We start from the raw sequence: 12,351 nt of genomic DNA, 5'->3' as shown, positions 1-12,351 counted from the left end.
GCTCTCGACCGGTCCTGAAATGCACGTCCGTGCATACAGAAAAGCATTAATTCGCCCTTCTTGAACAAGAGAGTGAATGAGCCTGCCGGATTCTGACCGCGAACTCGTCACGGCCGAGCTCGGGCGTGATCCCACCCCGACGGAGGCCGCGCTGTTCGAGAACCTCTGGAGCGAACACTGCGCGTATCGGTCGTCCCGCCCGCTGCTGTCTGCGTTCTCCTCAGACGGCGACCAGGTCGTCGTCGGCCCCGGCGACGACGCCGCCGTCGTCCGCCTCCCGGACAACGGCGGCGAGTCCGACGCCGAGACGTACATCACGATGGGGATCGAGAGCCACAACCACCCGTCGTACGTCGACCCGTACGACGGCGCGGCGACGGGCGTCGGCGGGATCGTCCGCGACACGCTCTCGATGGGCGCGTATCCGATCGCGCTCACGGACAGCCTGTACTTCGGCGGCTTCGACCGCGAGCACACCCGCTACCTCCTCGACGGCGTCGTCGAGGGGATCGCCGACTACGGGAACGCGATCGGCGTGCCGACCGTCGGCGGCAGCGTCGAGTTCCACGACGGCTACGAGGGGAACCCGCTCGTCAACGTCGCCTGCGTGGGCCTCCTCGATGCGGACCGGCTCGTGACCGCTGAAGCCCAGGCGGCCGGGAACAAACTCGTGCTCGTCGGCAACGCGACCGGCCGCGACGGTCTCGGGGGCGCGTCCTTCGCCAGCGAGGACCTCGCGGAGGACGCAGAGACCGAAGATCGACCGGCCGTCCAAGTCGGCGACCCCTACTCGGAGAAGCTGCTCATCGAGGCGAACGAGGAGCTGATCGCCGGCGATCTCGTGCAGTCCGCGCGGGACCTCGGCGCGGCCGGTCTCGGCGGCGCCTCCTCCGAGCTCGTCGCGAAGGGCGGGTTCGGCGCCCGGATCGAACTCGACCGCGTCCACCAGCGCGAGCCGAACATGAACCCGCTCGAGATCGTCCTCGCTGAGTCCCAAGAGCGGATGTGCTATGAGGTCCGCCCGGAGGACGTCGACGCCGTCGCCGAGATCGCCGAGCGGTACGATCTCGGCTGTTCGGTCATCGGCGAGGTCACCGAGGGGAACTACGTGTGTACCTTCGAGGGGAGCGAGGCGCACCGCGCCTCGGACGACCCGAGCGGTGAGCACCGCGAACCTCCGGGGCGCGAGACCGTCGTCGACGTGCCGCCGGAGTTCCTCGCCGACGGGGCACCGATGAACGATCTCGACTCGGCCGAGCCGTCTCAGCCCGAGCGCGACCGGCCCGACCCCGACCTCCGAGCGGCGTTCGAGGCGGTCGTCGGCGCTCCTAACACCGCGTCGAAGCGGTGGGTCTACCGCCAGTACGATCACGAGGTCGGCGTCCGAACGGCGCTCCGCCCCGGCGACGACGCGGCGCTGCTCGCGATCCGCGAGGCCGGGACCGGGCTCGCGCTCTCCGCGGGCGCGGTCCCCGCGTGGACCGACTGCGCGCCTTACGACGGCGCTCGCGCCGTCGCACTGGAGAACGCGACGAACCTCGCCGCGAAGGGCGCGACGCCGCTCGCCGCGGTGGACTGCCTGAACGGTGGTAACCCCGAGAAGCCCGACGTCTACGGCGGCTTCAAAGCGATCGTCGACGGCCTCGCGGACATGTGCCGGGACCTCTCGGTCCCGGTCGTCGGCGGTAACGTCTCGCTGTACAACGACTCGGTCTCCGGGCCGATCCCGCCGACGCCGACGCTCGCGATGGTCGGCGCGAAGGACGGGTACGAGGCCCCGCCGGCCGCGTTCGACGGTGAGGGGACCGTCCTCCTCGTCGGGTCCGGAAGCGACGCGCTCGGCGGCTCGGAGCTACTCGCACAGACGGGCGGCTCGGATCGGTTCCCGACGCTCCCGGAGAACGCGGCCGACGTCGTCGCGACGCTCGCTGACGTCGCTGACGCCGACTCGACCCTCGCGGTCCACGACGTGAGCAACGGCGGTCTCGCGGTCGCGCTCGCGGAGATGGTCACGGCCGACGCCGGCGCGGACGTCGCCGTCGACGACCTCGTCGCCCTCTTCGAGGAGACGCCCGGCCGCGCCGTCGTCGAGACGACCGACCCCGACGCGGTCGAGGCGGCCTTCGACGGCGTCGCACCGGTTCGGACGCTCGGTGACGCCACGGCCGACGGCACGCTGTCGCTGTCGGTCGGCGGAGAGAACCTCGCGGTCGACGTCGAGTCGATCGCGTCGCTGCGGGACGTGCTCGAAGCGGAGCTCGACTGAGCGGATCAGATCGACGGGCGCGGTGAGCGGCCGGTTCGACCGCGTATCGACCGTTGCGAGACCCCGCTAGGCCAGAAGCAGCGGGACACCGAAGACGACCGCGAGGCCGACGGCGAGGATCAGTAGCCCCGTCGTCACTCGACCCATCCCGAATTCCTGCATCGGCGACGTGACTCGCGTGCTCACCAGATCGCTGCCGTGTTCGTCCGAACCGTGGTCGTCGTGGTCGCTCATACGCGGACGTCGGCGGCCGACTACTAAAACGCTCCCGAATGTTTCTCGCGCGGACGGGACTGAGCGCTCCGCGAGCGGATCCCGTGTGGCGAACAGGCGACACACCGATCCGAGAGCCTACGGCGGGCCAATGTCACGGCCCCCGCGACGCTCCGGTCCCGCGACGCCCTGTGTCGCACACCCGCGCGTGCGTCGCGGCCGCTGTCAGTACACGCGGCGACTGGTCCCGTCATCGCCTATAAACGTCCGTGTCGGAGACAGTCCGTCTCCGGTCATCGCCGACTGCCGCCCGCCTCTGCCGTAGCCGAAACCGTCAAGCGGCCGATCCGCAAACACACAGACAACAAATGCTCACAAAGCGGATCATCCCCTGCATCGACGTCGACCTCGACGACGACGGGAACCCCGCCGTCTACACCGGCGTCAACTTCGAGGACCTGCAGTACACCGGTGACCCCGTAGAGATGGCGAAACTGTACAACGAGGCCGGCGCGGACGAGTTCGTCTTCCTCGACATCACCGCCTCGGCGGCGGGCCGCGAGACGATGCTCGATACGGTCTCCCGCGTCGCCGACGAGGTGTTCATTCCGCTGACCGTCGGCGGTGGCATCAGGACGCGCGAGGACATCAAAGAGACGCTCCGAGCGGGGGCCGACAAGGTCTCGATCAACACGGCGGCGCTCTCGAACCCCGACCTGATCAGCGAGGGGGCCCGCTCCTTCGGCGCGCAGTGCATCGTCATCTCCGTGGACGCCAAACGGCGGTTCGACGAGCAGGGAGAGCACTACGTCGACGTCGACGGCGAGTCCTGCTGGTTCGAGTGCACGGTCAAGGGCGGCCGCGAGGGGACCGGAATCGACGTCGTCGAGTGGGCGCGGGAGGCCGAGTCCCGCGGCGCCGGAGAGCTGTTCGTCAACTCCATCGACGCCGACGGGACGAAAGAGGGGTACGACATCCCGCTGACGAAGGCCGTCTGCGATACCGTCTCGACGCCGGTGATCGCCTCCTCCGGTTGCGGCGGTCCCGAGGACATGTACGACGTGTTCACCGAAGCGGGAGCGGACGCCGGGCTCGCGGCCTCGATCTTCCACTTCGGCGAGTACAGTATCCAGGAGACCAAACAGTACCTCGACGAGCGCGGTATCCCCGTCCGACTGTAGCGTCGAGAGCGAGGGCGCGCCGTCGGCTGTCGCGGTCAACGCCGACGGGACTACCGTGCCGACTCGAACGCGGCCGAGAAGTTCTCCACCGTCTCCTGTACGTTCCGCGAGGCGTCGCCGAGCGCGTCGAGCGGGTCGACGCCGGCCTCCGTCTTGATCGAGAGGATCGGCTCGGTCTGACCGCCCGACTGCTCGGGGTTCACGTCGTAGGTGGCGGCGGCGACGCCGTCTGTCTCCAAGAGCGCGCCCTTGATCACGTTCATAAAGGTGTGATCCTCGCCGGCGACCTCGATGCGGAGTTCCTCGTCCGTCTTGTCGATGACCCGCAGTTCCATACGGTCTCCTTTCCGGCGACGGCGTTTCAGTATTTCGTATTCAGAACAGGGCCGACACGTCCGGGTCGGCGTCGACGAGTCGATACGTCCAGTCGTCGCGCTCGACGACGCCCGCGCGTTCGAGGTGGTCAAGATGCGCGTACGCCTCGCCGGGGCCGTGGAGGATGTGGATCGATTCGAGTTCGCCGAAGAGGTGAGCGCTGACCGTCCACGCGTCGCCCGGGCCGTGCTCTCTGAGCGCCTCGACGACGCGGCGCGTCCGCTCGACGTGGTGAGAGCGAATAACGCGGGCTCGTTCGGAGGGGTCCTCGATAGGGTCGCGGTGTCCCGGCCACGCCCAGTCGAGATCACACTCGATGAGTCGGTCGAGGCTGTCGATGTACTGTTCGAGGGGGCGGTCGACGCGCAGATCCGCGCCGCCGACGTTCGGCGTGTACTGCGGGAGGATCGCGTCCCCGACGAACGCCTCGGTGCTGCCGTTCGGGACCTCGTCCGCGTTGACGCCGTCCACATCGCCCGCGTTCGCTCCGCCGTCGGTCGTCTCGAACGCGAAGGCGACGAGGCCCGCGGCGTGTCCCGGCAGGTGATGAACGGTGAGCTCGCCGTCGCCGGCGGCGACTCGGTCGCCGTCCGAGAGCGGGTCGACCGCGGCCGGTTCGCCTCCCACCGTCTCGAATCCGTCCCGGAACTCGAGCAGTTCCTCCAGTTTCGCCTCGGGGATGCCCCACTGCTCGAAACGCCGAATCCTGAGGTCCTCCAGTTCGGCCACCGCGTCGTCATCTCGGGCGATGAGCGGCACGTCTGCCTCGTGTGCGAAGACCGTCGCGCCAGTCTCCGCCTGCAGTTCGCCGGCGAGACCGCTGTGGTCGGCGTGCCAGTGAGTCAGCAGAATACGGTCAACGTCCTCGAGTGCGACGTCCGCGTCGGCGAGACCGTCGAGGAGATTCGACCGGATGCTCGGCATCGAACCCCCGACGTCGATCAGCGTCGTGACGGTTCCGTCGACGAGATAGGCGTTGTTCTCCCCCTCGAAGACGGTGCTCCCGAGCGGAATGCGGGTCACGTCCATACACGAGGAATCGGACCTACGACTATGAGAATTGCCATCGGCCTCGGTGTCGCGGTCGCGACTGCGAGAGCGCGCCGTCGGCCGGCCCCCGACGGTCGGTACATTCAATTCCGTCGGTGGCAAACCGCGCGAGCAGGGGATGGAGGATTTCTACGATCTGCTGGCGGTGTCCGAGGACGCCTCGACGGACGAGATCAACCGCGCGTGGCGCGAGAAGGTCCGGACGTATCACCCGGACGTGAACGACGACGCGCGGGCGAACGCGCAGTTCAAGACCCTCAAGAAGGCCCACGAAGTGCTCGCGGACGAGCGCGAACGGGCCGCCTACGATCGGATGGGTCACGCGACCTACGTCCGGCGACGCCTCGGGGGTCTGCCGACGATGGAGCCGTCGCAAGCGACCGCAGACGACGCCGGCGGAGACGGTATCGGTCGCAGCGACGCGGGGCGGGACGACAGCGACGACGCGGAGCGCGCGGGTGAACGAGACGATCGAAGGAAGACGGCGGCCGGAGCGAATGGGACCGCGGGAGCGTCGTCGGGAGACCGCCACACCGGGTCGGGGAGCGCTGTTCGCGGGCGACGTCGCCCGCTCTGGTACGGTTGGGTCGGCGTCCTCGTCGCCGGGGCCGTCTATCTCGCCGGGTTGTCGGCGTACCTCCGTGCGAACACCGCGGCGCTGTCACACCTCCGAGAGGCCGTCGCGACCGACCCGATACCGACGCTGACAGCGACCTCAGAGCTCGTTTCACCGGGAGCGTACGTGGTGCAGACCGCCGCGGTCGACGCGCCCGCGTCGCTTCTCTTCCCGGTCGGCGCGGTCGTCCTCGCGCTCGCCTTCGGCGGAATAATCGCTTCATTCGGTCGGGGAACGGCGTATCTGTACCTCGCCGGCGGGGTCGCTCCGCTCGTCTCCCTCGGACTCGGTACGGTCGCTGCGGCGCCGTTCGGCGCCGTGCTCGCGCTCGTCGTCGTGCTCCCCCTCGCGGCGACGATACTGTTTCTCGTCGACGTGGGGCGTGTCCTCCTGAGAACGTGACGGACGATCGCCGCGGGATTCGACGTGGTGCGAACGGAAAATGGGGCCGAACCGACCGACCCCTGACTGACCAAGCCACTGCGAAGAGCACCAGCCTCGCAGGTCCGTTTGTGACGCGCCGGGTGGTTCAACCACGCGCGCCAAAGCAATAGTCGGTGTTTGTATTGAAAAACGATTTGGTGGTGTCAATACCATCCAAACTCTCGTAGATATATAGACGAATGTGGTATTATTTGGGTGATTTGACGATCATTTCAGAAACGGATGTGACGCATCGAGATATCGCTGGACACCTCGAATTCGTCTCGAACGAACCCGAAGGTACCCCGGCGACGATCAGTCACCGGACCAGATACGACTCGCCGTCCGGGCCGAATCGGCCGAGGTCGGCCTCCCGGCGGAAGTCCGTCGACTGAAGCGACGTGAGCGCCGTCACGAGTCTGTCGCGGTGTGTTTCGTCCCACTCGCTGGGATCTCTGATCGGGTAGACGAGGAATCCACTACCGCGGATCTCCGTCGCGTGCAGCGCCTCCATGTCGACCTCGACTTTCCACGCCTGTGCGGTGTAGGTCTCGAGGACGTGCGCGGTTGCTCGCTCCCCCACCGGAAGGAGCACGTGCGCGGCGATAGCCCGGAGTTCGGCGTCGAAGAAGCGTTCCAGATCGTCGTATGCGGACTGCTGCGGGTCGTCGTCGGATGGATCACACAGGTGAATATACGAGAAGAACGTGCTCCCGGTATCGGGGCAGTCGCCGACCGAGTCGAGGAGACCGGCGTCGGCGAGTGCGCGCTGCAACCGATGTCCCGCGTCGTTCGTGAAGGGAACGCCGGTGTCGAGGCCGCCGTGAACCCCGGGGTGGTCGCCGATAACGTGAAAATCCGCGTTAGCGTCGCCGTATCCCGGGACGAAGCGCTCACACGGCGGGCGCATATCGAACGGGTTGCTCGTCCGGTCGGTGACGTTCTCCACGATAGGATCCGTTACGACGGCCCGGTTAAATTGCTGCCGAATCGGTCTGTCGTGGTGCGCTCCGTACGCCGAGCGGGGCAAACGGAGCAGACCGTTTGCAGACCGGGGCTGCGAGGAACCGTCGGCGAGATCCGCTCAGAGTTCGACGCCCGAGGGGATCAGGCTGTGAGAGCGCAGGAGGTTCCCGTCGGCGTCGTAGACGAGGAAGGTCTGCTTCTCGTAGACCACCGCCTCCTCGCCGTCGATACGTACCTCGACGCGATAGCGGCCGTCCCCCGAATCCGCAGCGGTGCGGCCGTACTCGCGGGCGGCCCGGATGAACGTGAGGACGTCGGCGGCGGATTCGTTGAGTTCGAGCACGAAGTCCCCGGTGATCCGGTTCGTGACGCTGACGACGCCGGCGGCGTCCGGCTCCTCGAGTGAATCCTGCAGTCTGAACGCGACGTCGGTCTCGCTCGCATCGAGAAACGACCCGGTCGGATCGGAGAGTCGCGCTTTCAGGGCCCCGTCCGGACCGTGGAAATCGATCCGGACCAAGGGCTTTCTCGGGTCGCCGCCGTCCTCGACCCACTCGATATTTTCAACATCCAACTCGAAGTAATCCCGCCTCATTCCGTACCTCGAGGTTAGGCGTCATCGCGTATGAACGTAACGCCCGCGTCATACGACGCGCACGCCCGAGTGAGAATGCGTCCCGGGCAGTTGAGGTGGTGCTCGATTCGCCACAGCGCACACGCTCTGAGCGGGGAACGCGTAACCGTAGACATCCGGTTTGATATTGCAGAATGAAGTTTATTGACCGCTGAAGAATCACTCACGACGGGCTCACCGGTACGGTACTGCACACTCCCGCGAGTATCGAAAGAGCAGCCGTCAAAAGAGCGCGGGGCTCACGGCCTTGCGAGGAGGAAGCTTACGACTTCAGTCGTGAGTCGATGACACGACGTGGTCGCGAACGGACTCGAACTCGTTTGCGGCGACGCTGTCGACTACCGACTCGAGGTCGAGTTCGGGGACCTGTCCGGGGTATTTCCGCTCAAAATACGAGCGGAGGTTCGCGACGTCGCGGTCGAGCAGTTCGCGCGCGTTGTCGTGGTCCGTCGGGACGGCCTGCGGCCAATCGAATATCGTCACCCCGGACTCGCTGACGGCGACGTTGTACTCGCTCATGTCCGCGTGGACGTAGCCGGCCTCGTAGGCGGTGGCCATCTCCCGAAGGATCAAATCGAACACACCCGTGACCTGTTCGGCCGGGAGCGTCGCCCGGTCCAGTTCGACGCCGTCGAGTTTCGCCATCACGATCGCGTGGCGGTTCTGGTCGATCGGGCGCGGAACCGAGACCGACGGAAAGAGCGATTCGAGCGCGTCGTACTCCCGTTCTGCGGCCTTTCGGGCGGTGTAGAGCCACGAGACGTGCCGGTGTTCGGAGGTGTAATCGCGTTCGCGCATCACCTCGCGGAAGTTGGTGTACCCCTCGCGGTGAAACTTCAGGGCCAGCGGCCGGTACGATTGTACTTCGAGGACATCGCTCTCCTTACCGACGCCGAGCGGCGCGCCGACGCCCTCGATCGTATCGCGTTCGGAGAACGCCCGAAGTGCGAGCGCGTCGTAGCCTTCGGCGGTCAGGGTGTACCCCTCGTACTGGATCGTCTTCCGTTCGATCAGCTCCCGGGTCGCACACCGGTCGAGCCGGTACTCGACCTCCTCCGGGGTGAGATTCGAGAGCGACGGGAGCTTCCCCCGGTTCACCCACTCTGAGAAGCGCATCCCCTGCTCGACGCCGGAGAGGAGATAGAAGTCCTCGGGTTCGAGTTCGGCCATCACGCCGGCGACGTTCCGCACCATACCGACCGGTGGGTAGCGACGCGTAAAAGGACCGCGAGTCTGCCCGACCACCAAATATACCGTATTTAGCTATATCAAATAGATCCCGTACGCCGACGACGAAACCGCTTTCCCACGTCAGCCGTAGCCTCCGGTATGACCGACGAGACGGCAGGGCCGCTCGCCGACCGGGAGTGGCGCTTCATCGCCGAGGAGGCGCGCGACGGACCGATGCAGATGGCGCTCGACGAGATCGCCGGGGAAACCGCCGCTGCCGGCGGACCCAGAACCGTCAGGGTGTACCGCTGGCAACCGAGCACGCTCTCGCTCGGGTACGGTCAGGACCCCGAAACCGTCGACTGGGAGCACTGTGCGGACCGCGGAATTTCTGTCACCCGGAGACAGACCGGCGGCGGCGGCATCTACCACGACGTCGACGGCGACGTCTCCTACTCGATCGTCGCGCCGAAATCCGAGCTGCCGGGCGATCTACTGGAGGCGTATCACCTGCTCTGTGAGCCGATTCTCGAGGCGTTCGCCCGTCTCGGCATCGACGCCGACTACGTCTCCGAGCCGGTGTCTGAGATCTGGCGACCCGCGTGTTACCTCCGCGAGCTGCACCCCGCCCACGACATCGTCGCGGCGGGGCGGAAGATCAGCGGCAACGCGCAGTACCGCCGCCGCGAGTCCGTCATCCAGCACGGCTCGCTCACCTACTCGGTTCGGGCGGCCGAACACCTCGCCGCCTTCGCCGGCCACGACGTCGACCCCGAACAGTTCACAGAGCGCGTCGTCGGTGTCGACGAACTGGCTGACGTCTCTCGGTCGGAGATGGTCGCCGCGGTCGAATCGACGCTCACCGAGTGGGCCGACGCCGACGGCGGCGGGTGGACGGACGACGAACTTGAGCGCGCGCGCGAGCGCGCCGACGAGAAGTACGCCGACGACGAGTGGGTCCGGCGCCGACCCGATCGATCCTGAGTGCCGTCCGTCGACCGTCCCGATCGCCGTTCGACGATCGGTCCAGACCGCAGACGACGGCCCGCAGACAGCGACCGCTCGCGGACCGTCGGACTCCGAAGTGGCTTTACTCCCGGGGAATCACGGTCGCGTATGCGAGTTGGCGCACACGAGTCTATCGCCGGCGGCGTCGCGAACGCGGTGGACCGACAACTGGAGGACGGCGGCAACTGCGGACAGATCTTCACCCACTCACCGCAGGTCTGGCAGAACCCGAACATCGACGGTGACGACGCCGCGGCGTTCCGCGACCAGACGGCCGAGAACGACGTCGGGCCGTGGGTCATCCACTCGTCGTATCTCGTGAACCTGTGTACGCCCAAAGACGACCTCCGCGAGAAGTCGATCGATTCGATGCAACGGGAGGTCGAGGCCGCCGCGCTGCTCGACATCCCGTACGTGAACGTCCACTTGGGCGCACACACCGGCGCGGGCGAGAAACAGGGACTCGACAACGCGGTCTCGGCGCTCGACGAACTCGACGTCCCCGACGGCGTGACCGTCCTCGTCGAGTCCGACGCGGGGTCGGGTACGAAGATGGGCGGCGAGTTCGAGCATCTGGGATACGTCCTCGAGGAGAGCGAACAGGACCTCGAGATCTGTCTCGACACCGCACACGCCTTCGCCGCGGGCTATGATCTCTCGACCGCCGCGGGCGTCGATGAGACCATCGAGGAACTCGACGCCGCGGTCGGCCTCGAGAGGCTCGCCTGCGTCCACCTCAACGACTCGAAACACGAGTGTGGGACCAACAAGGACGAACACGCCCACGTCGGCGAGGGACTGATCGGCGAAGCGGGGATGCGCGCGTTCGTCAACCACGCGGCGATCGACGGCGTGCCGCTCGTCTTGGAGACCCCGAACGAGGACGGCAAGGGCTTCGCTTGGAACATCCAGCGCGTCCGGGAACTCCGCGAGGAGTGATCTGATCGCGATCTCCGTCGAGCGCCACGGGGCCGTCGACGCCGACCACCGAAGGTTCATCAGATACGGTCCCCAACCCCCGTAACCGTGGACGAGACCTCGATCTCTCGGCGGCGACTGTTCCGGACGGGCGGCCGCGCGCTCGCCGGTGCGTCACTCCTCCATAGCGGTGCAGGGACGGTCGCGGCGAACGGCGACGACGGGACCGCCGACGCCGAACCGCCCGATGTCGTCGCCGACGGGCTGACCGTCGCGACGCAGAACCTGGGACTGGGAGCGGACCTCCTCTCGGTCGCACGCTCGGACACCGACGCGCCGATTCCCGAACGCGTCGGAGCCCTGTACGACGACGTTCGAGCGGGGCGGCCGCGGGCGCGAATGGCGGCCGTCGCGGACGCGCTCGCGGCGGTGCGGCCGGCGGTCGTCGGCGTACAGGAGGCTGCGATCGTCCGCCGCGGGCCTCGATCGGGGGGCGATCCCGAGAAACCCGACGCCGGGGAGGTCGTAGTCGACTTCCTCGCCGCGCTCCGGGAGGCGCTCGACGCCAGGGACGCGCCCTACACCCCGGAAGCGGTCGCGACGAACGCCGATCTGGAGTTTCCGGCTCGCGTCGACGGCGACCCGGTCGACGTCCGTCTCACCGATCGAGACGCGATCCTGGTCCGCGAGGACGGCGAACTGGAAGTCGCCGAGACGCAGACCGCGGGCTACGACGAGGCGCTGTCGCTCCCGATCGGACCCGGGCGGTCCGTCGAGATCGAACGGGGATACGCGCGAGCGACGCTGCGAGTCGGGGACGGGGCGGTCACTGTCGTGAACACGCACCTCGAAGCGGGTCTCGAGTCGGTCAGAACGGCGCAGGCGACGGAACTCTCCGAGGCGCTCGCGGCGGTCTCCGAACCGGTCGTCCTGCTCGGGGACCTCAACGGCGGCCCGGACCGGACGGGAACCTCCGACGAGAGCGAGACCGGTCGCGAGAATGCGTACGGCATCCTGACAGAGTCGCTGTCGGACGCCGTCGGCAGTGAGATCGGCGGGACGTGCTGTCGCCCGAGTTCGTTCCGCTCGTCCGAGGAGAACGGGCTGACGCGACGGATCGATCACGTTCTCGTGCGGGGGCGGGAGCTGACGGGAACCGACTCGCGTCGTCTGGGCGTCGAAACGTTCACCACGGCCGACGGCACCGAACTGTGGCCGTCCGATCATACCGGCGTCTTCGTCGAGTTGGCAGCGGAACCCGACGAATCGGTCACGGAAGAGCCGTCGGAGTCGGTCTCGAACCGGACGATGACGACTGAGTCGACAGGACCGACGGAGACGACGGGCGGAGCAGACACCGCCGGTTCGGAGCGGCCGTCGACGGCGAACGAAATACCCGGGTTCGGCGTGGGGACTGGTCTCACAGCGCTCGTCGGTGTAACGGTCGGGGCGGGGATCCGGCGGTGGCTGCGACAGCGCGAACGGCGCTGACCGCGACGCGCAACCGACCCGCTTTTCACCGCGCCGGCGG

12 protein-coding genes are annotated in these 12,351 nt (G+C 67.4%); 6 read left to right on the top strand and 6 right to left on the bottom strand.

From position 1 onward, the window contains the following. Window positions 1–76: 76 nt before the first annotated feature. On the top strand, window positions 77–2,266 hold the full coding sequence (gene purL, locus ACT3HL_RS02250; RefSeq protein ID WP_445085170.1) for a phosphoribosylformylglycinamidine synthase subunit PurL: 2,190 nt from the start codon (window positions 77–79) through the stop codon (window positions 2,264–2,266). 66 nt (window positions 2,267–2,332) lie between these two features. On the opposite strand, the gene ACT3HL_RS02245 is transcribed toward purL, so the two are convergent. Continuing rightward, the gene (locus tag ACT3HL_RS02245; RefSeq protein ID WP_445085169.1) at window positions 2,333–2,500 is read right to left on the bottom strand and encodes a DUF7550 family protein; all 168 of its coding nucleotides are present in this window, start codon (window positions 2,498–2,500) and stop codon (window positions 2,333–2,335) included. 347 nt (window positions 2,501–2,847) lie between these two features. Here ACT3HL_RS02245 and hisF point away from each other — a divergent pair, with 347 nt between their 5' ends. Then, window positions 2,848–3,660 carry an imidazole glycerol phosphate synthase subunit HisF gene (hisF, locus tag ACT3HL_RS02240; protein ID WP_445085168.1) on the top strand — a complete coding sequence of 271 codons (813 nt, stop codon included), beginning with the start codon at window positions 2,848–2,850 and terminating at the stop codon, window positions 3,658–3,660. A gap of 50 nt (window positions 3,661–3,710) precedes the next feature. Here hisF and ACT3HL_RS02235 read toward each other — a convergent pair whose 3' ends face one another. Beyond that, on the bottom strand, window positions 3,711–3,995 hold the full coding sequence (locus ACT3HL_RS02235) for a DNA-directed RNA polymerase subunit L (protein ID WP_445085167.1): 285 nt from the start codon (window positions 3,993–3,995) through the stop codon (window positions 3,711–3,713). 40 nt (window positions 3,996–4,035) lie between these two features. Then, on the bottom strand, window positions 4,036–5,058 hold the full coding sequence (locus ACT3HL_RS02230; protein WP_445085282.1) for an MBL fold metallo-hydrolase: 1,023 nt from the start codon (window positions 5,056–5,058) through the stop codon (window positions 4,036–4,038). A 145-nt stretch (window positions 5,059–5,203) separates the two neighbouring features. Between ACT3HL_RS02230 and ACT3HL_RS02225 the strand changes: the two genes are divergently transcribed. Further along, window positions 5,204–6,103 carry a DnaJ domain-containing protein gene (locus ACT3HL_RS02225; protein ID WP_445085166.1) on the top strand — a complete coding sequence of 300 codons (900 nt, stop codon included), beginning with the start codon at window positions 5,204–5,206 and terminating at the stop codon, window positions 6,101–6,103. 340 nt (window positions 6,104–6,443) lie between these two features. Here ACT3HL_RS02225 and ACT3HL_RS02220 read toward each other — a convergent pair whose 3' ends face one another. The 3 genes from ACT3HL_RS02220 to ACT3HL_RS02210 all read right to left on the bottom strand — a co-directional run bounded on the left by ACT3HL_RS02220 (window position 6,444) and on the right by ACT3HL_RS02210 (window position 8,918). After that, window positions 6,444–7,073, bottom strand: coding sequence for a uracil-DNA glycosylase family protein (locus ACT3HL_RS02220; RefSeq protein WP_445085165.1), 630 nt, complete (start codon window positions 7,071–7,073; stop codon window positions 6,444–6,446). 135 nt (window positions 7,074–7,208) lie between these two features. Then, window positions 7,209–7,685 (bottom strand): DUF5793 family protein, encoded by a 477-nt coding sequence (locus tag ACT3HL_RS02215; RefSeq protein WP_445085164.1) that lies wholly within the window; start codon window positions 7,683–7,685, stop codon window positions 7,209–7,211. A gap of 309 nt (window positions 7,686–7,994) precedes the next feature. After that, window positions 7,995–8,918, bottom strand: coding sequence for an RIO1 family regulatory kinase/ATPase domain-containing protein (locus ACT3HL_RS02210; RefSeq protein ID WP_445085163.1), 924 nt, complete (start codon window positions 8,916–8,918; stop codon window positions 7,995–7,997). A 135-nt stretch (window positions 8,919–9,053) separates the two neighbouring features. Here ACT3HL_RS02210 and ACT3HL_RS02205 point away from each other — a divergent pair, with 135 nt between their 5' ends. From ACT3HL_RS02205 to ACT3HL_RS02195, 3 genes are all read left to right on the top strand, one after another. Next, window positions 9,054–9,878, top strand: a complete 825-nt coding sequence (locus tag ACT3HL_RS02205; RefSeq protein WP_445085162.1) for a lipoyl protein ligase domain-containing protein — start codon at window positions 9,054–9,056, stop codon at window positions 9,876–9,878. A 132-nt stretch (window positions 9,879–10,010) separates the two neighbouring features. Continuing rightward, window positions 10,011–10,841 carry a deoxyribonuclease IV gene (locus ACT3HL_RS02200; RefSeq protein ID WP_445085161.1) on the top strand — a complete coding sequence of 277 codons (831 nt, stop codon included), beginning with the start codon at window positions 10,011–10,013 and terminating at the stop codon, window positions 10,839–10,841. Window positions 10,842–10,928: 87 nt separating this feature from the next. Beyond that, complete coding sequence (locus ACT3HL_RS02195) at window positions 10,929–12,311, top strand: endonuclease/exonuclease/phosphatase family protein (RefSeq protein ID WP_445085160.1); 1,383 nt, start codon at window positions 10,929–10,931, stop codon at window positions 12,309–12,311. Window positions 12,312–12,351 lie beyond the last annotated feature (40 nt).

The sequence above is a fragment of the Halobellus sp. GM3 genome, assembly GCF_052545375.1.
This window is presented reverse-complemented; position numbering and strand designations above follow the sequence as displayed.

What these genes read in the sequence shown, in the direction of transcription:
- purL (WP_445085170.1), top strand. Translation starts at nt 77, where the DNA reads ATGAGCCTGCCGGATTCTGACCGCGAACTCGTCACGGCCGAGCTCGGG.
- ACT3HL_RS02245 (WP_445085169.1), bottom strand. Translation starts at nt 2,500, where the DNA reads ATGAGCGACCACGACGACCACGGTTCGGACGAACACGGCAGCGATCTG.
- hisF (WP_445085168.1), top strand. Translation starts at nt 2,848, where the DNA reads ATGCTCACAAAGCGGATCATCCCCTGCATCGACGTCGACCTCGACGAC.
- ACT3HL_RS02235 (WP_445085167.1), bottom strand. Translation starts at nt 3,995, where the DNA reads ATGGAACTGCGGGTCATCGACAAGACGGACGAGGAACTCCGCATCGAG.
- ACT3HL_RS02225 (WP_445085166.1), top strand. Translation starts at nt 5,204, where the DNA reads ATGGAGGATTTCTACGATCTGCTGGCGGTGTCCGAGGACGCCTCGACG.
- ACT3HL_RS02215 (WP_445085164.1), bottom strand. Translation starts at nt 7,685, where the DNA reads ATGAGGCGGGATTACTTCGAGTTGGATGTTGAAAATATCGAGTGGGTC.
- ACT3HL_RS02210 (WP_445085163.1), bottom strand. Translation starts at nt 8,918, where the DNA reads ATGGTGCGGAACGTCGCCGGCGTGATGGCCGAACTCGAACCCGAGGAC.
- ACT3HL_RS02205 (WP_445085162.1), top strand. Translation starts at nt 9,054, where the DNA reads ATGACCGACGAGACGGCAGGGCCGCTCGCCGACCGGGAGTGGCGCTTC.
- ACT3HL_RS02200 (WP_445085161.1), top strand. Translation starts at nt 10,011, where the DNA reads ATGCGAGTTGGCGCACACGAGTCTATCGCCGGCGGCGTCGCGAACGCG.